Annotated in this window: 19 protein-coding genes; 1 reads left to right on the top strand and 18 read right to left on the bottom strand. The window is 62.6% G+C overall.

The window, feature by feature from the left end:
- Nucleotides 1–14: 14 nt before the first annotated feature.
- Genes GV829_RS01960 through GV829_RS01875 form a run of 18 tightly spaced genes read right to left on the bottom strand, consistent with a single transcriptional unit; the run spans nucleotide 15 to nucleotide 16,156 of the window.
- Nucleotides 15–1,547: a FadD3 family acyl-CoA ligase gene (locus GV829_RS01960; protein ID WP_169943577.1), complete on the bottom strand. Its 1,533-nt coding sequence runs from the start codon at nucleotides 1,545–1,547 to the stop codon at nucleotides 15–17.
- A 7-nt stretch (nucleotides 1,548–1,554) separates the two neighbouring features.
- On the bottom strand, nucleotides 1,555–1,929 hold the full coding sequence (locus GV829_RS01955; RefSeq protein ID WP_169943576.1) for a nuclear transport factor 2 family protein: 375 nt from the start codon (nucleotides 1,927–1,929) through the stop codon (nucleotides 1,555–1,557).
- Nucleotides 1,930–1,933: 4 nt separating this feature from the next.
- Nucleotides 1,934–2,392: a MaoC family dehydratase gene (locus GV829_RS01950; protein ID WP_169943575.1), complete on the bottom strand. Its 459-nt coding sequence runs from the start codon at nucleotides 2,390–2,392 to the stop codon at nucleotides 1,934–1,936.
- Nucleotides 2,393–2,395: 3 nt separating this feature from the next.
- Nucleotides 2,396–3,178, bottom strand: a complete 783-nt coding sequence (locus tag GV829_RS01945; RefSeq protein WP_169943574.1) for an SDR family oxidoreductase — start codon at nucleotides 3,176–3,178, stop codon at nucleotides 2,396–2,398.
- Nucleotides 3,175–4,356, bottom strand: a complete 1,182-nt coding sequence (locus GV829_RS01940; protein WP_169943573.1) for an acyl-CoA dehydrogenase family protein — start codon at nucleotides 4,354–4,356, stop codon at nucleotides 3,175–3,177. Before GV829_RS01940 ends, GV829_RS01945 begins: the two co-directional genes overlap by 4 nt.
- Nucleotides 4,353–5,411, bottom strand: coding sequence for an acyl-CoA dehydrogenase family protein (locus tag GV829_RS01935; RefSeq protein WP_169943572.1), 1,059 nt, complete (start codon nucleotides 5,409–5,411; stop codon nucleotides 4,353–4,355). The genes GV829_RS01940 and GV829_RS01935 overlap by 4 nt, the downstream gene beginning before the upstream one ends.
- Nucleotides 5,411–6,316, bottom strand: coding sequence for an SDR family oxidoreductase (locus GV829_RS01930; RefSeq protein ID WP_169943571.1), 906 nt, complete (start codon nucleotides 6,314–6,316; stop codon nucleotides 5,411–5,413). Before GV829_RS01930 ends, GV829_RS01935 begins: the two co-directional genes overlap by 1 nt.
- Nucleotides 6,317–6,324: 8 nt before the next feature.
- A complete protein-coding gene (locus GV829_RS01925) occupies nucleotides 6,325–6,783 on the bottom strand; it encodes a nuclear transport factor 2 family protein (RefSeq protein ID WP_169943570.1) in 459 nt (152 codons plus the stop codon).
- Nucleotides 6,783–7,934, bottom strand: coding sequence for an acetyl-CoA C-acetyltransferase (locus GV829_RS01920; protein ID WP_169943569.1), 1,152 nt, complete (start codon nucleotides 7,932–7,934; stop codon nucleotides 6,783–6,785). The genes GV829_RS01925 and GV829_RS01920 overlap by 1 nt, the downstream gene beginning before the upstream one ends.
- Before the next feature lie 11 nt (nucleotides 7,935–7,945).
- Nucleotides 7,946–8,878, bottom strand: a complete 933-nt coding sequence (locus GV829_RS01915) for an acyl-CoA dehydrogenase family protein (protein WP_169943568.1) — start codon at nucleotides 8,876–8,878, stop codon at nucleotides 7,946–7,948.
- Nucleotides 8,878–10,041, bottom strand: a complete 1,164-nt coding sequence (locus tag GV829_RS01910; protein ID WP_169943567.1) for an acyl-CoA dehydrogenase family protein — start codon at nucleotides 10,039–10,041, stop codon at nucleotides 8,878–8,880. The genes GV829_RS01915 and GV829_RS01910 overlap by 1 nt, the downstream gene beginning before the upstream one ends.
- On the bottom strand, nucleotides 10,041–10,790 hold the full coding sequence (locus GV829_RS01905) for an enoyl-CoA hydratase family protein (protein ID WP_169943566.1): 750 nt from the start codon (nucleotides 10,788–10,790) through the stop codon (nucleotides 10,041–10,043). Before GV829_RS01905 ends, GV829_RS01910 begins: the two co-directional genes overlap by 1 nt.
- Nucleotides 10,790–11,863: an NAD(P)H-dependent flavin oxidoreductase gene (locus tag GV829_RS01900; RefSeq protein WP_169943565.1), complete on the bottom strand. Its 1,074-nt coding sequence runs from the start codon at nucleotides 11,861–11,863 to the stop codon at nucleotides 10,790–10,792. The genes GV829_RS01905 and GV829_RS01900 overlap by 1 nt, the downstream gene beginning before the upstream one ends.
- Nucleotides 11,863–12,762, bottom strand: coding sequence for an enoyl-CoA hydratase (locus GV829_RS01895; protein WP_169943564.1), 900 nt, complete (start codon nucleotides 12,760–12,762; stop codon nucleotides 11,863–11,865). Before GV829_RS01895 ends, GV829_RS01900 begins: the two co-directional genes overlap by 1 nt.
- A 4-nt stretch (nucleotides 12,763–12,766) precedes the next feature.
- Complete coding sequence (locus GV829_RS01890; protein ID WP_169943563.1) at nucleotides 12,767–13,558, bottom strand: CoA-transferase subunit beta; 792 nt, start codon at nucleotides 13,556–13,558, stop codon at nucleotides 12,767–12,769.
- On the bottom strand, nucleotides 13,558–14,460 hold the full coding sequence (locus tag GV829_RS01885) for a CoA transferase subunit A (RefSeq protein ID WP_212612141.1): 903 nt from the start codon (nucleotides 14,458–14,460) through the stop codon (nucleotides 13,558–13,560). The genes GV829_RS01890 and GV829_RS01885 overlap by 1 nt, the downstream gene beginning before the upstream one ends.
- Nucleotides 14,457–15,389 carry a VOC family protein gene (locus GV829_RS01880; RefSeq protein WP_169943562.1) on the bottom strand — a complete coding sequence of 311 codons (933 nt, stop codon included), beginning with the start codon at nucleotides 15,387–15,389 and terminating at the stop codon, nucleotides 14,457–14,459. Before GV829_RS01880 ends, GV829_RS01885 begins: the two co-directional genes overlap by 4 nt.
- Entirely contained in the window at nucleotides 15,389–16,156 is a 768-nt protein-coding gene (locus GV829_RS01875; protein ID WP_169943561.1) for an SDR family oxidoreductase, read from the bottom strand. Before GV829_RS01875 ends, GV829_RS01880 begins: the two co-directional genes overlap by 1 nt.
- Before the next feature lie 195 nt (nucleotides 16,157–16,351).
- On the opposite strand from GV829_RS01875, the gene GV829_RS01870 reads away from it, so the two are divergent.
- Nucleotides 16,352–17,566, top strand: coding sequence for an acyl-CoA dehydrogenase family protein (locus GV829_RS01870; RefSeq protein ID WP_169943560.1), 1,215 nt, complete (start codon nucleotides 16,352–16,354; stop codon nucleotides 17,564–17,566).
- Nucleotides 17,567–17,568: the final 2 nt, after the last annotated feature.

The following is a 17,568-nucleotide window of genomic DNA, read 5'->3' as shown; positions in this document are numbered from 1 at the left end:
GGGACTGTCGACAGTCAGCGCAGTTCCAGCTTTGCCACCTTGCCGGCAGCGTTGCGGGGCAGGTCATCAACAAATTGCCAGTGACGCGGCACCTTGTAATTGGCCATGTTGGCGCGTGACCAGTCGTGCAAGGCAGCGGCGTCAGCCTGCATGCCCGGGCGAAGCACAACGAACGCCTTGCCGACCTCCCCCATACGATCGTCGGCGACGCCGACGACGGCGACCATCGAGATCGCCGGATGCTCACTCAGCAGCTTTTCAATCTCGGCTGGGTAGCAATTGAAGCCACCGGAAATGAACATGTCCTTCTTGCGATCAGTGATGCGGACATAGCCGGCTTCGTCCATCGTCCCGACGTCGCCGGTGTGCAGCCAGCCGTCGGCGTCGATGGCTTCGGCGGTGGCAGCCGGGTCGTCGAGATAGCCTAGCATGACGCCCTGTCCGCGCACGAGGATTTCGCCGGTCTCGCCGCGCGGTACCTCATTCCCCTGTTCGTCGGCGATGATCACCTCATTGCCGGGGATCGCCGCGCCACAGGTGCGGGCGATGGTATCAACGGCATCACCGGGACGGCAGGAGGTGATGTTGACGCACTCGGTCATGCCATAGGCGGTGATGATGTCGCGGATGCCGAGTTCATCGCGGATTCGTTCCACCAGGACCGGCGGGACGGTCGCCGCGCCGGTCGTGCCGCCACGCAGGCTGCTGTGGTCAAAGGGCCGCTCGGCCTTTTCGGCGAGCAGCATTTGGAAGATGGTCGGCGGACCGGGGAGGAAGGCGATCTGATGCTGTTCGATCATCCGCGCCGCTTCGCGCACCTCGAATTGCGCCATGGGTACGATCACCGCACCGGCAATGAGGCACGCGACCCAGCCGACCTTGAGGCCAAAGCTGTGGAAGAAGGGGTTGACGATGAGGTAGCGTTCGCCCGCTGACAGTCCAGTGTTGCCAATCCACACGCCACATTGCGGAATGACACGGCCATAGGTCATCAGCACCCCCTTGGGACGGCCGGTTGTGCCGCTGGTGAAGATGATGTCAGAGACATGATCGGCCGTCACCGCATCGATCGAGGTGTCGATACGAGCTGGATCAACGCTGTCACCGCCAGCAAGGAAGCTGTCCCAGTCGCGGTCCATCAGGATGGTGGCTTCGATGGCGGGAAGCTGTTCTTCGGCGAGCAGGGCCGGATAGTCGGTGCCAAGAAAATCGCTGACGGTGAACAGCAGTCGGGCCTGCGTGCGGTCGAGGATGTCGCCTGCTTCCCGCCCCTTCATGCGGGTGTTCATTGGCACGATGGCCGCGCCACAGCTCATCGCGCCAACGGCGGCGACGATCCATTCGCGGCTGTTGGGTGCCCAGATGGCGATACGATCACCGGTGCCTATACCATGGGCCAGCAGGGCCGCGGTTGCCCGGCGACATTGCGCCCACAGCTGGTTGAAGCTCCAGGTCTCCTCCCGCTCGATCAGCGCAGGTGCATCGCCCCATCGCTCGGCGGCGAGCCGTGCCGCATGGGGAATGGTGGGGGGAAGCGCGGCTGCCATGATGGACTTATCCGCCGCTCATGTTGGTCGGACCGAAATAGGCCTTCATCTCCGTGACCTTGCCTTCATCGTTGAAGGCGAAGGTGTCGATGACGTCGATCACCATGTCGGTGCCGTCCCAGTGGAGCCGTACCTGCATGGCAAAGGCTGCGTGAGCGGCGGCAACGCGGATCGGACCGCTGAGGTGCAACTTGGCACCGGTCGCCATGGACTCGGTGTAAAATTGCCGGATCGCGTCAGTGCCGACGCGGGGTTCACTGCCGATCGGGTCTTCAACCACGGCATTGTCGGCAAAGATGGCGACGGCCAGTTCCGGATCGCCAGCGTCAAAAGCGGCAACATAGGCGTGAACGGCGGCAATCATCTGTTCTGGCGTCGACATGGGCTTACTCCGGGAAATAGCGGCTGATGGTATCGACGCTGAGCGCTGGGCGGTCGCTGCCCTCTATCTCGATGACGACGCGAACGACCGACTGGATGCCGCCCTTGACCTCCTCGACACTCACGACTTCGCCGGTCGCGCGGATGCGGCTGCCAACGGGCACGGGTGAGAGGAAGCGCAACCGGTCTGCGCCGACGTTGACGGCGTGGGAGAAGCCGCACACCTCGACCAGTTCGGGCAGGAAATGGTTGACTAGGCTCATGGTCAGATAGCCATGGGCGATGGTCGTGCCGAAGGGCCCGGTCTTGGCGCGTTCGGTGTCGACATGAATCCACTGATGATCACCAGTTACATCGGCAAAGCCGTTGACCCGGACTTGGTCGATAATGAGCCATTCGGTCGGGCCGAAGCGTGTCCCTTCCTGACCGATCAGGTCGCGCGGGCTGTCAAAAACCTTGGTCATGGCTCAGGCCCGCTGGCTGCTGACCGAGACAATCTCTCCGGTCATGTAGGAGGAGAGGTCCGAGGCGAGGAAGAGCATGACATTGGCGACCTCCCACACTTCCGCCGGACGGCCAAAGGCTTCTCGGGCGGAGAGTTCGGCGAGCAGGTCGTCGGTGGTCACCTTGGCGAGGAAGGCGTGCATGGCGATCGATGGGGCAACGGCGTTGATGCGCACGCCATGTTCTGCGGCTTCGACAGCGGAACAGCGGGTGAAGGCCATGACGCCGGCCTTGGCTGCGGCATAATGCGCCTGCCCCTTTTGTGCGCGCCAGCCGAGCACTGAAGCATTGTTGACGATGACGCCGGTCTTGCGGGCGTACATGGCGGGCAGGAAGGCGCGGCTCATGCGGAACACGCTGTTGAGCGTAACGTCGAGGACGCGCGACCATTGATCGTCGGTCATGTCGACGACATCGACTTCACCGCCGAGCCCGGCATTGTTGATCAGCACATCGACATGGCCAAGCGCGGCAATGGCGGCGGCGTGGAGCGCGTCGACATGGTCCTGGTTGGTGACATCGCAGACAAAGGTGGCCGGTCGGGCGCAGCCGACTTCAGCAGCGATGCGGTCCGCCGCTTCACCGAGGCGGCGCTCATGGAAGTCGCTGATAAGGATGCTGGCGCCCTCTTCGGCGGCGCGCTTGGCGACCGAGAAGCCGATGCCGGTGCCGGCAGCGGCAGTCACGACGACGGTCTTGCCCTTGAGCAAGCCGCGGGGTTCGGGATAGGTCGGGACCAGGGTCATGCCACATCTCCGCGCGGCTCACGCGGCATGCCGAGGCCGCGTTCGGCAATCAGGTTGCGCTGGATCTGGTTGGTCCCGCCATAGATGGTGTCGGCACGCGAATAGAGGAACAGGTTGGGCAGCGTGTCCCACTCATAGTCGCTGCCATCATGCACTTCGCCGGCCTGTCCGAGCACGTCCATGGCCAGTTCGCCGAGGCTGCGGCGCCAGCTGGCCCACTGGATTTTGTAGGTGAGGGCAGCGCCGTCGATCTTGCTGTGGTCAGTTTGCGACAGCATGCGCAGCGCGCCGTAGCGCATCAGCTTGAGGCCGGTTTCGGCCTTGGCAAGGCGCTGTCGGATCAGCGGGTCATTCGCTGCTCCATTGGCCTTGGCCGCGGCGATGATCTCGTCGAGCTCGTTGCGGAAGCCCATCTGCTGACCGAGAGTCGAGACGCCACGTTCAAAGGCGAGCAGGCCCATGGCGATCTTCCAGCCATCACCTACCGCGCCAATCAGGCTGTCCGCCGGGCAGCGGGCATCCGTGAAGAAGGTTTCGTTGAATTCGGCATCGCCATTGATCTGCTTGATGCCGCGGATTTCAATGCCGGGCTGGTCGATTTCCATCATCAGGAAGGTCAGGCCCTTGGGACCCTTTGACCCTTCCTCGGTGCGGGTGACGACAAATATCCAGTCGGAGATATGGGCGAGGCTGGTCCAGATTTTCTGGCCGTTGACCACCCACTCGCCATTTTCGAGCCGCCCCTTGGTGCGGACGCTGGCGAGGTCGGACCCGGCGCCGGGTTCGGAGAAGCCTTGACAGAAAATGGTCTGACCCGCGGCGATGCCGGGAAGGAAACGCTGCTTTTGCTCTTCGCTGCCGAACGCCAGCAGGGTGGGGCCGGCCAGTTCGATGCCGATGTGGTTGACCCGGCCAGGAACGCCGGCGCGGGCATATTCCTCGGCAAAGATGACCTGTTGTGCGAGCGTGGCATTGCGGCCGCCCCATTCCTCGGGCCAGCCGATGCAGGACCAGCGGTGGGCGGCGAGCTGCTGTTCCCACTCCTTGCGGCGTTCAGCCTTGGCGGTCAGCGTGGTGATGCCCTTGATGTCCTTGAACTCGCCGGCCATCTGGCCGTTGAGCCAGTCGGCACATTCGGCGCGGAACTCTTCCTCAGCCGGTGAAAACCCGAGCTTCATGCTGCTTCTCCCAGCATCATCTTGGCGATCTGTTCGCGGTGCCAGTTGCCGCTGCCCATCATCGACTGGAGCGCGCGGGCGCGCTTGAAATAAAGGTGGGCGTCATGTTCCCAGGTGAAACCGATGCCACCATGCAGCTGGATCATGTCCCCGGCACAGCGGAAGGCAGTGTCGGCGGCAAAGCTCTTGGCGGCGTGAACGGCAAGAGCGGCCTCGTCGGAGCCTTCATCGACGGCGCAGGCCGCCCAATAGACTGCCGAGCGGGCCTGTTCGATGTCGACCACCATGTCGGCAAGCCGGTGCTTGTAGGCCTGGAAGGATCCGATGGCGCGACCGAACTGCACGCGTTCCTTTGCATAGGCGACAGTGCGGTCGAGTGCGGTCTGGGCAACGCCCAGCGCCTCGGCGGCGATCGCGACGTAGCCAGCCTGATGCGCGGCTGCGATGGCTGTGGTGGCATCCTCCAGAGGTTCGCCGACCGCGCCACTGAGCGTGACACGCGCATAGGGCCGGGTCTGGTCCATTGTGGTTTGGACGGTGACCGTGACGCCGGGGGCATCGGCGCTGACAATCCATGCACCGCTGTTGCTGGTGACGATGAGCAGATCGGCCGCCGCGCCATGCGCAACGAAGCCTGCACTGCCGGTCAGCGCATTGCCGTGGGCGGTCAGTGCCGCGTCATGGACGTAAGCCGCGATCTGCTCTCCGGAGAGCAGGGTGGTGAGATGGGCGTCACGCTGGGCAGCCGAGCCACCCATGGCAATCGCACGCGCCGAGAGGACGATGCTGCCCAGCATGGGCAAGGCAGCGACGGTCGATCCGGCTGCCTCTGCAACAATGGCCAGTTCGACAAGGCCAAGGCCGATGCCGCCGCGTTCCTCCGGGATGCCGATACCAGCCAGGCCAAGCTCGGTGCAGAAGGACGTCCACAGATCGCGGTCGATACCATCCGCCGCCATCGCATTGCGCGTGCGCTCGCTGGTCGCATTTTCGACGAAGAAGGCCTTGGCCGTCTCGCCGATCATCTGCTGCTCTTCGGTAAGGACAAATTCCATTATGCGGTCCCCCACACCTTGCGCGGCGCGACACGGGCGGCGAGCAGTCCATCGACTGCTGCGCCGACATCTGCCGGATTCCATTGCGCGCCCTTGTCGACCACAGGTCCTTCGCGCCAGCCGTCCTCAAGCATGATCTTGCCGCCTTCGAGCTCGAAGACGCAGCCGGTGACATGCGCCGATTGCTCGGAGCCGAGCCAGACCACGGTGGGGGCGATGTTCGCCGGGTCCATCACGTCAAAGGCCTGGCCTTCGGTCGCCATCTTGTCGGCGAAGGCCTGTTCGGTCATGCGGGTGCGGGCCGAGGGCGCGAGGGCATTGGCGGTAATGCCATAACGGCCAAGCTCCGCCGCCTGCACCAAAGTCAGCGAGGCAATGCCGCCCTTAGCCGTCGAATAGGCGGCCTGGGCGATAGAGCCTTGCAGGCCCGCGCCCGAGGACGTGTTGATGATGCGGGCGTCGGGGTTGGTCCCGGCCTTCTGCTTCGCCCGCCAATAATCGACGGCGTGGCGCGACAGGCAGAAATGGCCGCGCAGATGGACGTGCATCGTCGCGTCCCATTCCTCGAGCGTCGCGGAAACAAACATGCGGTCGCGGACGATGCCGGCATTGTTGACGACAACATGCAGGTCGCCGAAGGCCGCGACGGCGGCATCGACTATGCGCTTGGCTGCGTCCCAGTCGGTAATGTCTTCATAGTTGGCGATGGCGTGGCCGCCCGCCGCCTTGATCTCCGCCACGACGTCATCGGCCGCGCTGGTGTCGCGGCCTTCGCCGTTGAGCGAGGTGCCAATGTCGTTGACCACCACATTGGCGCCCTCGGCGGCAAAGGCGAGCGCATAGGCGCGGCCCAGCCCGCGCGCGGCGCCGGTGATGATGACGGTGCGATTATCGCAAATTCCCATGGTGGCGATTATCCCTCGACCAATATTCTGATGAGATGGGCACTGGTGTCGCCGACGAGGTCGGTGCCGACATAGTGCCGTTCGGTGAACTGCCAGGCGCCGTCGATCACGGCGAAGCGGTCATCGTAGCGCCCGCTGGCGACAAGTTGCAGCGGGAAGGCCGGAGCGGCCTGAATGACTGTCCATTGTGATTGGCAGCGGGCGCTGAGCCCGTCGTCTGCCAGATCGATGATCGGATTGGTGGTGATATGGCGGGTGCGCGGCTTGCCATCGTGCAGTTGGACCCAGCCCTGCCACATGGCGACGATATTGTCCGCCCCGGCGATGCGATGCCCGCCCGCCACGACATGGCCATGGTCGAACAGCGCCGCCGCACCGGCCAGATCGCCGTCGTCGAACAGCATGGCGTAGCGGTAGAGCAGATTCGGAATGGCAATCGCAGGGTCGGGGGCAGGGTTGGACGCCATCACAGCCGCTCGATGATCGTCACATTGGCCTGCCCGCCGCCTTCGCACATCGTTTGCAGGCCATAGCGCCCGCCCGTGCGTTCAAGGGCATTGAGCATCGTCGTCATCAGTCGCGCACCGGTCGCGCCGAGTGGGTGACCAAGCGCAATGGCGCCGCCGCAGACATTGACCTTGTCGTGCGGAATGCCGAGCTCCTTCATCCATGCCATCGGCACCGAGGCAAAGGCTTCGTTGCATTCGAACAGGTCGATGTCGTTGACCGTCATGCCGGCTTTTTTGAGGGCATATTCGGTCGCGGGCATCGGCGCGGTGAGCATCCAGACGGGGTCATCGGCGCGAACCGAAATGTGGTGGATGCGGGCGCGGGGTTTCAGGCCATGGTCCTTGACCGCCTGTTCCGAGGCAATGAGAATGGCCGCGGCGCCGTCACAATTCTGGCTCGAAATGCCGGCGGTGATGATGCCGCCTTCCTGCACGGTGCGAAGACCGGCGAGGCCCTCCATCGAGGTTTGCGGGCGGATGGTCTCGTCCGCCGCCAGTTCGTCCATCGGCGCGATTTCATTGGCGAACCAGCCATTGTCTACTGCCGCTTGCGCCCGCTGGTGCGAGGCGACGGCAAAGGCTTCCATCTCCTCGCGGGTCAGACCCCATTTCTGGGCGATCATCTCGGCAGAGTTGATCTGGTTGAGGATGCCGTCGCCATAACGCGCGACCCAGCCGGGTGAGGTGTTGAACGGGTTGGAAAAGCCATAGGGCTCGGCCGCCAGCATCGCTGCCGAAATGGGAATGGCGTTCATCGCCTGTGAGCCACCGGCGACGACAAGATCCTGCGTGCCCGAAAGGACGCCCTGCGCGGCGAAGTGGACGGCTTGCTGCGAGGAGCCGCATTGCCGGTCGATGGTCGTACCCGGGACATGCTGTGGCAGACCCGCGACCAGCCAGACAGTGCGGCCAATGTCGCCCGCTTGCGGGCCGATCGTGTCGCAGCATCCCCAAACGACATCGTCGACGGCATTGGCGTCGATGCCGGTACGTTCCACCAGCGCCTTGATCGGGTGGGCGCCAAGGTCAGCCGGGTGAATGCCGGCGAGACTGCCCTTCTTGCGGCCAATGGGGGTACGGACGGCGTCGATGATATAGGCTTCGGCCATGGTGGCTCCCCTCAGGCGAATGTGTGTTCGGGGCCGATGGCGAGCGTTCCGCCCAGCACGGCCGCGTCGATGCGGTGATAGTGAAACGCGCGGTCGCCCCAGGACCCGGCGAGCGCCCAGCTGCGCTTCATCCAGAAGTGCAGGTCAACCTCATAGGTATAGCCCATCGCGCCATGCACCTGGATTGCGGTCTCGGCTGTCTGGATGGCGGCGTCGGTAGCGGCGAGCTTGGCGTGACTGACGTGGACGGGTGCGCTGTCGATGCCATCCTGCATGGCCTGAGCCGCGCGCCAAACAACAGGCTTGGCAAATTCGATGGCGACCGAACAGGAGGCAAGCTGGTGCTTGAGGCCCTGGAATGCGCCGACCGGTTGACCGAACTGGGTGCGGACCTTGGCATAGTCTACCGCCTGTTGCAGCATGGCGTCGGCGAGGCCGACCAGCTGCGCCGCGCTCATCAGGGCGCCGAGATTGAGCAGGTGCGGATCGTCTGACAGCGGCTTTTCGTCGCATGACAGGTTGCGCAACGGATCGACACTGGCAAGCGGGGTGCCGTCACCATCGCTGACCCAACCATTGATGGAGTGGGCAGGGACGTGGCGCTGCGAGCCGTCAGCGATGGCTTGAAGGTCGCCCATGCGACCTTGGGCAATCAGCCATGGCACGGCGATGAAGGAGGTTTCGACCAGCGGTTCGGCGAGGCAGGCACGACCGCATTCGGCGGCAATCAGCGCCGCTTCGACCAAGCCTACACCAAGCCCACCATGCTCTTCGGGTACCAGCAAGCCAGTCAGACCCATATCAACCAGCCCCTGCCAAATGGCAGGATCGCGGTTCACTCCGGCATCGAGGTGGCGCAGGACATCGGGCCCGTGGGTACCGGCGAAATAATCGCGGACGGTCTCGGCCAGCGTCAGCTGGTCATCGGTGAAGCGGAAATCCATCAGCCTGCTCCCACGCGCGGAAGGCCGAGCAGACGTTCGGCAGTGATGTTGCGCTGAACCTCGTTCGATCCGGCATAGATCGGACCGGACAGCGAGAAGATATAGCCTTCGAGCCACTGGTTGATGCGGCCATCGTCAAAGCGTTTCAGTTCAGCCGCCGCCCCGAGCAGCTGCATGGCGGTGCGGTGCATGGCCCGGTCGAGTTCCGACCAGAAAATCTTGTTGAGGCTGGCCTCGGCACCGATCTTGCCGCCGGCCATGATCTTCGCCGCGACGGCATAGGTGTTGTAGGCATAGGCTTGGGCTTGTCCCCACGCCTGCACCACTGCTTCGCGGGCCGATGGCGAGGCCTTGTCGCCGTTGGCACGATAGAGGTCCACAAGCCGCCTGGCGGTGGCCTGAAAGCGGCCGGGTGATCGCAGCATCAGTCCGCGTTCAAATCCGGCCGTCGCCATGGCAACATTCCACCCTTGACCTTCACCGGCGAGGCAATTCTCCACCGGCACGCGGACTTCGTCGAAAAAGAGCTCGGCAAAGCCGGTGTCGCCATGGAGTTGGCGGATCGGTCGACGGGTGATGCCAGGGGTGTTGAGATCGAACAGTATAAAGGTCAGCCCCTTGTGACGGCTGCTATCCGGATCGGTACGGAAAATGCCAAAGCCCCAGTCGGCGAAGGCTGCGCGGCTCGACCAGGTCTTTTGTCCGCTGATGACATAATAGTCGCCATCGCGCACGGCCTTTGACTGGATCGCTGCCATGTCACTGCCCGCGCCGGGCTCCGACCAGGCTTGCGCCCAGATGACTTCGCCGCGCGCCATCGGGGGCAGGAAGCGGGCCTTTTGCTCCTCTGTGCCGAATTCCATGATGGTCGGCCCGAGCAGGAAGATGCCGTTCTGGTTGGCGCGATTGGGGCCACCGGCGCGGAAATATTCTTCCTCGAAGATCAACCACTGGATGAGATCAAGGCCGCGCCCACCATAGGCTTCGGGCCATGTGACCATGCCCCAATTGCCACTGGCGAGCGTGCGTTCCCACACGACATGCTGGTCGAAGCCTTCCCGGCATTCGAGAGTGACCAGAGGTTCCTTTGGAACATGCGTTTCCATCCATGCACGGACTTCCGCCCGGAAGGCATGCTGTTCATGCGTATACTCCAGATGCATCAGAATTCAGCCGCCTTGCCGGTTTCCACAAAAGCGTCACGGCTCTTCTGGCTGTCCTCATGCATGTACATTTCGAGAGTGAAGCCCTGTTCCCAGCGATAGCCGCGATCAACGTCGCGAGGCTCGAGGCCGTTGAGCGCTTCCTTGGCGATGACCAATGCTTTGCGGCTCTTGCTGGCGATGATGGCGCAAAAGGCGCGGGCTTCCTCGACCAGATGGTCGGCGGGAACGACCTTTTCGACCGCGCCGAGCCGATAGGCTTCGGCTACCGGGATATTGCCGCCGGTGAAGAAGGCGGCGCGGACCTTGTGCAGCGGCAACATGCGCGAAAGATGACTGGCACCACCCATCGCACCGCGGTCAACCTCGGGTAGCGAGAAATAGGCATCGTCGGCGGCGATGATCGTATCCGATGCACCGCAAATGCCGATGCCGCCGCCGATGACGAATTTGTGGACGGCAACAACGACCGGTATTTCCGCATCGCGGATAGCCTTGAAGGTCAGATAGTTGCCGCGATTGAGGATGGTGATGCGCTCGGGGTGGGCCTGCATCTCCTTGATGTCGACGCCCCCGCAAAAGCCACGGCCCTCAGCGCGGATCAGGATGCAATTGACCTCAGGGTTGCGCGCCAGATCGGTGATGATGTCGGGCAGCGACATCCAGGTTTCGCTGTTGAACGCATTGACCGGCGGAACGTCAAAGACGATTTCGCCAATGCGGTCGGTAATTGTCCAGCTGATCGGCATCAGTTGCAATCCTGTCCTGCCAGCGCGGCAAGCCGGGCGCGGGCGTCGGTTTCGATTTGAGCGAGAAGTTCGGCGCAGCGCGGCAAGTCGGTAAGGCGTCCGGCAACTACGCCGGTGGCCATCAGGCCGTTTTCTGCGTCACCGGAGACGACCGCGCGCTGGATCATCATGGGTGCGGCGGCGGCCATCATCGCTTGGGCGATGGGCATTTCGCCATGGCTCGTCATGGCACGAGCGGTGCCGATTATCTGACCCCAGCCCATGCCGGTCTGCCGCTTCATTTCCATGCCGGCTTCGATGGCGCGCAGCCACATGGCCAGTTTGCCCGATGCTTCGATCCGGCGGAGCAGCGGGTTGAGGATCATCCGCTGGGGTATGCCGTCAACCTTGGTGGAAACGGTGATGTCGCTGGTCCCGGCCTTGACGTAGGCGGCCTTGGGGGAAGGGGGGACGGGGCTTTCGGCGGTCATCATGAATCGCGTGCCCATGGCAATGCCGACCGCGCCATAGGCAAGGGCTGCTACGAGGCCACGTCCGTCACCAAAGCCGCCGGCAGCAACCACCGGCACATCGACCGCGTCGAGCACTTGGGGCAGGAGAATAGTGGTGGGAACTGCGCCGGTATGGCCGCCGCCTTCGCCGCCCTGCACCGTCACCATTTCACAGCCGAGCTGGACCATCTTTTCGGCATGTTTCACGGCGCCGACGGTCGGGATGCAGAGGATGCCGGCATCGCGAAAGCGGCCGATCATCTTCGCGTCCGGCCCGCGACCAAAACTGACAGCACTGACGCGGTCCTTGTTGGCGAGGATGATCTCGACAATATCAGCGGCGGCGGGCTGAAAGCTGTGAAAATTCACGCCGAAATTATGCGGCGTGAGGTCGCGCAGCCGGGCAATTTCTTCGCGCGCTTCGGCGGGTGTCATGACGGCGGCGGCAAGGAAGCCGAACGCCCCTGCACTGCTCGCTGCGGCGACAAGCTCCGGTTTCGCGATCCAGCCCATGGCGGTCTGGATTACCGGCAAACGGCAACCCAGTCGCCGGGTCAACGCCGTGGCAAGCGCGTCGGTCATCAGGCTGCGCCGCCGTCCCGCTTGTTGGCCGAAGCAGCTGATTTGCCACTGACGCCACCGATGGAATCACCGGTGACAAGGTCATTCTGGGCGTGGGCGAAGTGGTGCATGTGAAACACCGTGTCCATCGCGCTGCGCTTGCCGCGCAGTTCCTCGACATGGTTGACCGCCTGCTTGGTCAGCCAGTTGCCGAGGCGACCTTGTCCGGCCAGCTTCTTGGCCCAGGCTTCGGTCGCGGCACGCAACTCCTCGCGCGGGACGACCTTGTTGACCATGCCGAAATCATAAGCGCGCTTTGCCGGCATGCGCTCTCCGAGCAGCAGGAATTCCTTCGCGACACGCGGCGGCAGTTCATAGGCGTGGGCGAAATATTCGACGCCCGGAATGCCCATCAGCGGGTTGACCGGATCCTGGAAAAAGGCGTCGTCGGACGCGACGATCAGGTCGCACACCCATGCCAGCATCAGGCCGCCGGCGATGCAGGCGCCTTGTACCATGGCGATGGTCGGCTTGGGAATGTCGCGCCAGCGGCGGCACAGGCCAAGATATTGCTCCTGCTCGCGCGTGTAGAGCAGTTCGGCGGCCGGCTTGTTGGTATGCGGCGGCAGCATGAGCCGCTTTTCGAATTCGAAATGCAGGTCGCGGCCCGGTGTGCCAATGTCGTGCCCGGCAGAGAAATGCTTGCCATTGCCGGCGAGAACAATGCATTTGACCGCATCGTCGTTGGTCGCGCGAACGAAAGCATCGTCAAGCGCATAGGTCATCTGCCCGTTCTGCGCATTGTTGAAGGTCGGACGGTTCATCGTCACCCACGCCACGCCGTCGACAACCTCATAAAGGACCGGCTCGTCGGTTTCGTAAACAATATCGACCTTCTTTGGCTCAACCAGATCGCTCATCCTCTCATCCCCTCCTCGCAGGTGGATTGTCCTTGATCACGCTCGCCCGGATATTGTGCGGGTCGAGACTGGCAATGATGGCCAGAGCATCCTCGCAGGGTGCCTCTGTTTCGCCTTCTACTTCATCGATCAGTTCGAAACCCGTCTGCTCCTGCACTTCTGCAAAGCTGACGCCGGGGTGCAGCGAAATGACGCGGACCGCATGATCAGGTCCGCCGAAATCCATCACGCACAAGTTGGTGATGATGCGCTTCAGATCGATGCCCGAATAGTTGCCGCCTGGGATACGCTTGGCCGGATTGTAGCCCGCGCTCGACACCATATCGACTTCGCCCGCGACGAACACACGCGGCGAATGCGCCGGGATGAACATCGAATTGGCGTGGTAGATGGAGTTGCCGGGAAAGCCGCGCACACCCAGCATCTGTGTCTTGGGCTGCTTGTGGGTGCCGCCCAGCTGCGACAGGTTGGTTTGCCCGAAGCGGTCGATCTGCGTCGGCGTCACCATCGCGTGACGGCGATTGCCGGTCCACACCGCGCTGTCGAAAAAGCGCGAAAAGGGAAGGTAGCCGGCGGTCTTTCGATCATCATAACCGCGTGGACCGATCGGTACAGGCTGTTCGACCAGATAAGCTTCTCCGTCGGTCATCATCAGACCCGGCGAATGGGTCAGCTTGGCAAGACCGGCCCCGAGGCGGGGAATTGGACCGATGCCGGTGGCGATCTGTTCACGATCGGTGCGGAAAGCTTCCGAGCAAGCAAAGATGCACAGCTCGGCAAGGGTAAGGCTGCTCATCAGAAAATCGGCAGCGGGAGAGCCGCTACCGCCTCCTTTCCGCCAAAGGATTCAAGATAGCTGGCTTCGTCCCCGCCAACGAAACGGTCAGCAACGGCGGACCAGTCGCCGGGATCACGCGCCGCATCGGCGTAGGCCTTGAGCGCTTTCATGTCCCAGCCATAGGCTGGAGGCATCGAACTGGGATGTGCGCCACAGGGAATTTCCGCTACACCGCTAACAAAGCAGCGCTCAAAGACATTGGCGCGCGCGTCGTCGGGGTGGTGGTCCTCCATTCGGTCCACCAATTGCTCGCAAGATACGAAGCAGCGGTCGGCGGCCTTGGCGAACCATTCGTCATAATAGGTGTCAGGACCAAGCAGCTGGACATTCCCGCGCCAGTCGCTGCGGTTGACGTGAAGCAGCGCAACATCAAGCTTCAGCGCCGGCATCGCAATCAGCACTTCGCCGTCGGCGTAGGGCGACTGCACAGCCTTGAGACCGCCCAGTTCCGCAAGATCGGTGCCGAGGCCGACGCGGGTTGGGAGGAAGGGCAAGCCAAAGGCGGCGGCTTTTAGCCCCCACTGGAACATGCCCTCATCCAGCTCGAGCACCTCAATCTGTCCGGCTTCGCGTGCTTTGCGGAACCAGGGTTCGAGCGGGATGGCGTCGAGGCTGACAAAAGCGAAGACAAGCTTTTTCACCTTGCCCGCCGCGCACAGCATGCCGACGTCGGCACCACCATATGATACGATAGTCAGATCTTTGAGGTCTGACCGAAGTATTTCGCGAACCAGAGCCATGGGCTTGCGCCGTGGCCCCCAGCCGCCGATGCCGATGGTCATGCCATCGCGCAATTGCCCGATCATCTCGCTGGCCGTCATCCGCTTGTCCAGCGGTTGCGCCTTCTCAAGCTGGCTCATTCTGCTGCCTCTGCCCGCTCAGCTTGAGCCTTCATGGCTTTTTGCCAAGCCCATTCATGGCCCCAAATGCTGATCCCAGTGTGTTTGGTCACTTGCCAGCTGGATGGGTCAATAACCAGACTGTCGCAGCCAATTTCCAGGTCAAAACCTGACGGTGTCTGGGTATAAAAGCCCACCGTTTGGTCATTGTAATGCTGACCCAGCGAGGCGCTTTCATCAAAGCCCAGCGCCTTCATCCGGTCATGCGCCTTTCCGACTTCGACAAGGTTTGGCATCTCAAGCATCAGGTGAACACAGCCCGACGGAGGACGGGGGCCTTCGCCCAGCGCCAAACTGTGGTGCCGGCCATTGTCCGCATGCATGAATGCAAAGTGCATTGGCGGCTGATCGGGCCCCATCAGGTGAAAGGCCGGAAGGTCGGTGTCGTGAAGGCCGATTACTTCCCTATAAAAGGCATGGGTTTCGGCGAAGTTTGGAGCAGCAAATACTGCATGGCCCATCCCCAGATGACCTGTCACGAAGCCAGGAACACCAACTGGTGAGACAAAGGGATCGTCGGTCCGGCTGTCGCCGTGATAGAATTCAAGCCCGTTGCCGGCGGGATCAGTGGTCCGGAAGAAGGCAGTGACACCCCGTGCCGTTGCGGCGTCCGCTTCGCCGTGGACCACCAACTGGCCAGCCGCAGCAATCTTCGTTGCGAAGCTGGCAAGGTCATCGGCGCTGCCCACTTCATAGGCTGCGGCCACCAGCCGTTCATCGGCGCCACGCTCGATCCGGAAGCGGAAGGGACGCTCATCAATGCGATAGAGCGCTGCTCCATCGCTGGCGTCGGCCGTGCGCATCACGCCCGCAACCTGGGTGAGGAATTCGTCCCACCGGTCGGGCTGAGCGGTCTCGACGACCACATACCCTAATGCCTTAACGCCCATCAGGCCCCCGCCCCCTTAATCAGATCCAGAAAATATGGCCGCTCACCGCCGCCATCGACATTTATGCGCGCGCCGCTCACCCATGAGGCCAAGGGTGAGCAGAGCCAAAGAACAGCCCCCGCAAGGTCATTGCCACTGCCCATTCTGCCGAGTGGCATCGACGCACCCACACGGGCTTGCGCCGCCTCGTCGCCATAGGTGGCCTCGGCATTTTCGGTTGCCATCAGGCCGGCGATGATTGCGTTGACGCGAACACCGTACAAGCCCCACTCAGCAGCAAGACTTTGCGTGAGGTTGAGCAAGCCAGCCTTGGCGGCGCCATAGATTGCGGTGCCCGGCGAGGGGCGGATGCCCGATACGCTGGCGATATTGACGATCGACCCGCCGCCTGCCGCCTGCATGTGAGGAAAGGCGGCCTGAGCCATGTAGAGCGGCGCCACCAGATTGAGCTTCAATATGGCATCGACAAAGCGCGGGCTGGCAGCGGCAGCATCTGTGGCTGGTGATCCCCCGGCATTGTTGACGATTATGTCGATGCGACTGTGGGCCGCGACGACACCATCAACCAGTGCCTTTGCCTGATCAGCATTGCGGACGTCGGCAGCGACGAATTCGACGCCAGCCGGGAGCGAGTCAGGGCGGTTGCGCCCGCAGACGGTCACCCTGCAGCCAGCCCGTGCCAGTGCCGCGGCAACGTCACGGCCAAGGCCGCGCGTACCGCCAGTGACAATTGCCACTTGGGCCGACAGGTCGATGCCCGTCGCCATAGTGTCTGGTGCCTGCGCCAACTGACCCCTTTCGATCCTCTGCGCTTTTTGAATCGCGCCATCAAACTTGCTTAAAAAATGCATTATCGAAACCGAAAGGGGTTTTCAATTGACGATTTGCGTATCAAAAGATAAAAAATATTACGAACAACCGCTATCGAGCTTTTTGAGTCGAGGCGATCAGGAGAGACAGGCATGGCAAGCGTCGTGACACGGTTCGAAGCAGGCACGGTTATCCCGACGGCAGAGCAACTCGTGGCTCGCGCCAAGGCAATGATTCCCGCTCTCAAATCGCGCTCGCGCCAGTGCGTTCGCGATCGGAATGTGCCGGTCGAAACCATCGCTGAAATGCAGGAGGCCGGTTTCTTCCGCATCCTGCAGCCCAGGCGCTATGGCGGCTATGAAATGCACCCGAACGTCTTTTTCGAGGTACAGAAGGCCTTGGCAGAGGGCTGTATGTCGACCGGTTGGATGTATGGCGTTGTTGGATGCCACCCCTATGAAATGGCGCTGTTCCATGATGAGGCGCAGGCAGAAGTGTGGGGCGAGGATCCGTCGATGCTCGTGTCCTCTACGTATCAGCCGGTTGGCAAGGTGACACATGTAGATGGTGGTTTCCGTCTCTCGGGCCATTGGGGCTTTTCCACGGGCTCGACTCACTGCGGCTGGGTGTTGCTAGGCGCGTTCTGCCCGCCGAAGGATGATGGTACGCCGATGGAGATGCGGACGTTCCTTCTGCCGCGCTGCGATTACGAAATTGACGAAAATGCTTGGCACACCTTTGGTCTGCAGGGCACCGGCAGCCATGACATCATCGTCGACGATGTATTTGTTCCGGACTATCGCACTCACAAGTCGAGCGATGGTTTCCTCTGTACTAATCCGGGTCAGGAGGTGAACGACGGTCCGCTCTATCGCCTGCCGTGGGCGCAGGTGTTTGTCCGGTCGGTGTCGACCGCCGCCTTTGGCGGGGCACAGGCGGCGATCAATGCCGGCCTCGCCATCATGCAGGATCGTGTGTCGACCAATACCGGCAAGGCCTCCAAGGCCGACCCGATGCTGCACGCCGCGATCATGGCAGCCATTGCCGAGAAGTCGGAGATGGAAACAGCGTTGCGGCTGACGATGGACGAACTGCTGGGCTATGCCGAGCGCGGCGAGCCCATCCCGATGGATAAGCGTACCTTCTTTGCCTATCAGTCGAGCACGGTTGTGCGTCGTCTCGCCGATCTCGTCGATGACATCGTCAAGCAGCTTGGTGGCCGTGCCATCTATATGACGAGCGAAATCCTCCAGCCCTGGCTCGACCTGCACGCGGGTCGGGCGCATGTTGCCAATGATCCGAATAACCGGACCAGCGAGGCTGTCTCGGTCATGCTAGGCGCTGATCCGCTCAACCCGTTCGTATGAGC

This window comes from Sphingomonas lacunae (genome assembly GCF_012979535.1).
GTDB classification, from domain to species: Bacteria; Pseudomonadota; Alphaproteobacteria; order Sphingomonadales; family Sphingomonadaceae; genus Sphingopyxis; species Sphingopyxis lacunae.
The sequence above is the reverse complement of the archived record's forward strand: the minus strand, read 5'-3'. Positions and strand labels throughout refer to the sequence as shown.

Bases quoted from the DNA above. Each gene is read 5' to 3' on its own strand.
- GV829_RS01960 (WP_169943577.1), bottom strand. From the start codon at position 1,547: ATGGCAGCCGCGCTTCCCCCCACCATTCCCCATGCGGCACGGCTCGCC.
- GV829_RS01955 (WP_169943576.1), bottom strand. From the start codon at position 1,929: ATGTCGACGCCAGAACAGATGATTGCCGCCGTTCACGCCTATGTTGCC.
- GV829_RS01950 (WP_169943575.1), bottom strand. From the start codon at position 2,392: ATGACCAAGGTTTTTGACAGCCCGCGCGACCTGATCGGTCAGGAAGGG.
- GV829_RS01945 (WP_169943574.1), bottom strand. From the start codon at position 3,178: ATGACCCTGGTCCCGACCTATCCCGAACCCCGCGGCTTGCTCAAGGGC.
- GV829_RS01940 (WP_169943573.1), bottom strand. From the start codon at position 4,356: ATGAAGCTCGGGTTTTCACCGGCTGAGGAAGAGTTCCGCGCCGAATGT.
- GV829_RS01935 (WP_169943572.1), bottom strand. From the start codon at position 5,411: ATGGAATTTGTCCTTACCGAAGAGCAGCAGATGATCGGCGAGACGGCC.
- GV829_RS01930 (WP_169943571.1), bottom strand. From the start codon at position 6,316: ATGGGAATTTGCGATAATCGCACCGTCATCATCACCGGCGCCGCGCGC.
- GV829_RS01925 (WP_169943570.1), bottom strand. From the start codon at position 6,783: ATGGCGTCCAACCCTGCCCCCGACCCTGCGATTGCCATTCCGAATCTG.
- GV829_RS01920 (WP_169943569.1), bottom strand. From the start codon at position 7,934: ATGGCCGAAGCCTATATCATCGACGCCGTCCGTACCCCCATTGGCCGC.
- GV829_RS01915 (WP_169943568.1), bottom strand. From the start codon at position 8,878: ATGGATTTCCGCTTCACCGATGACCAGCTGACGCTGGCCGAGACCGTC.
- GV829_RS01910 (WP_169943567.1), bottom strand. From the start codon at position 10,041: ATGCATCTGGAGTATACGCATGAACAGCATGCCTTCCGGGCGGAAGTC.
- GV829_RS01905 (WP_169943566.1), bottom strand. From the start codon at position 10,790: ATGCCGATCAGCTGGACAATTACCGACCGCATTGGCGAAATCGTCTTT.
- GV829_RS01900 (WP_169943565.1), bottom strand. From the start codon at position 11,863: ATGACCGACGCGCTTGCCACGGCGTTGACCCGGCGACTGGGTTGCCGT.
- GV829_RS01895 (WP_169943564.1), bottom strand. From the start codon at position 12,762: ATGAGCGATCTGGTTGAGCCAAAGAAGGTCGATATTGTTTACGAAACC.
- GV829_RS01890 (WP_169943563.1), bottom strand. From the start codon at position 13,558: ATGAGCAGCCTTACCCTTGCCGAGCTGTGCATCTTTGCTTGCTCGGAA.
- GV829_RS01885 (WP_212612141.1), bottom strand. From the start codon at position 14,460: ATGAGCCAGCTTGAGAAGGCGCAACCGCTGGACAAGCGGATGACGGCC.
- GV829_RS01880 (WP_169943562.1), bottom strand. From the start codon at position 15,389: ATGGGCGTTAAGGCATTAGGGTATGTGGTCGTCGAGACCGCTCAGCCC.
- GV829_RS01875 (WP_169943561.1), bottom strand. From the start codon at position 16,156: ATGGCGACGGGCATCGACCTGTCGGCCCAAGTGGCAATTGTCACTGGC.
- GV829_RS01870 (WP_169943560.1), top strand. From the start codon at position 16,352: ATGGCAAGCGTCGTGACACGGTTCGAAGCAGGCACGGTTATCCCGACG.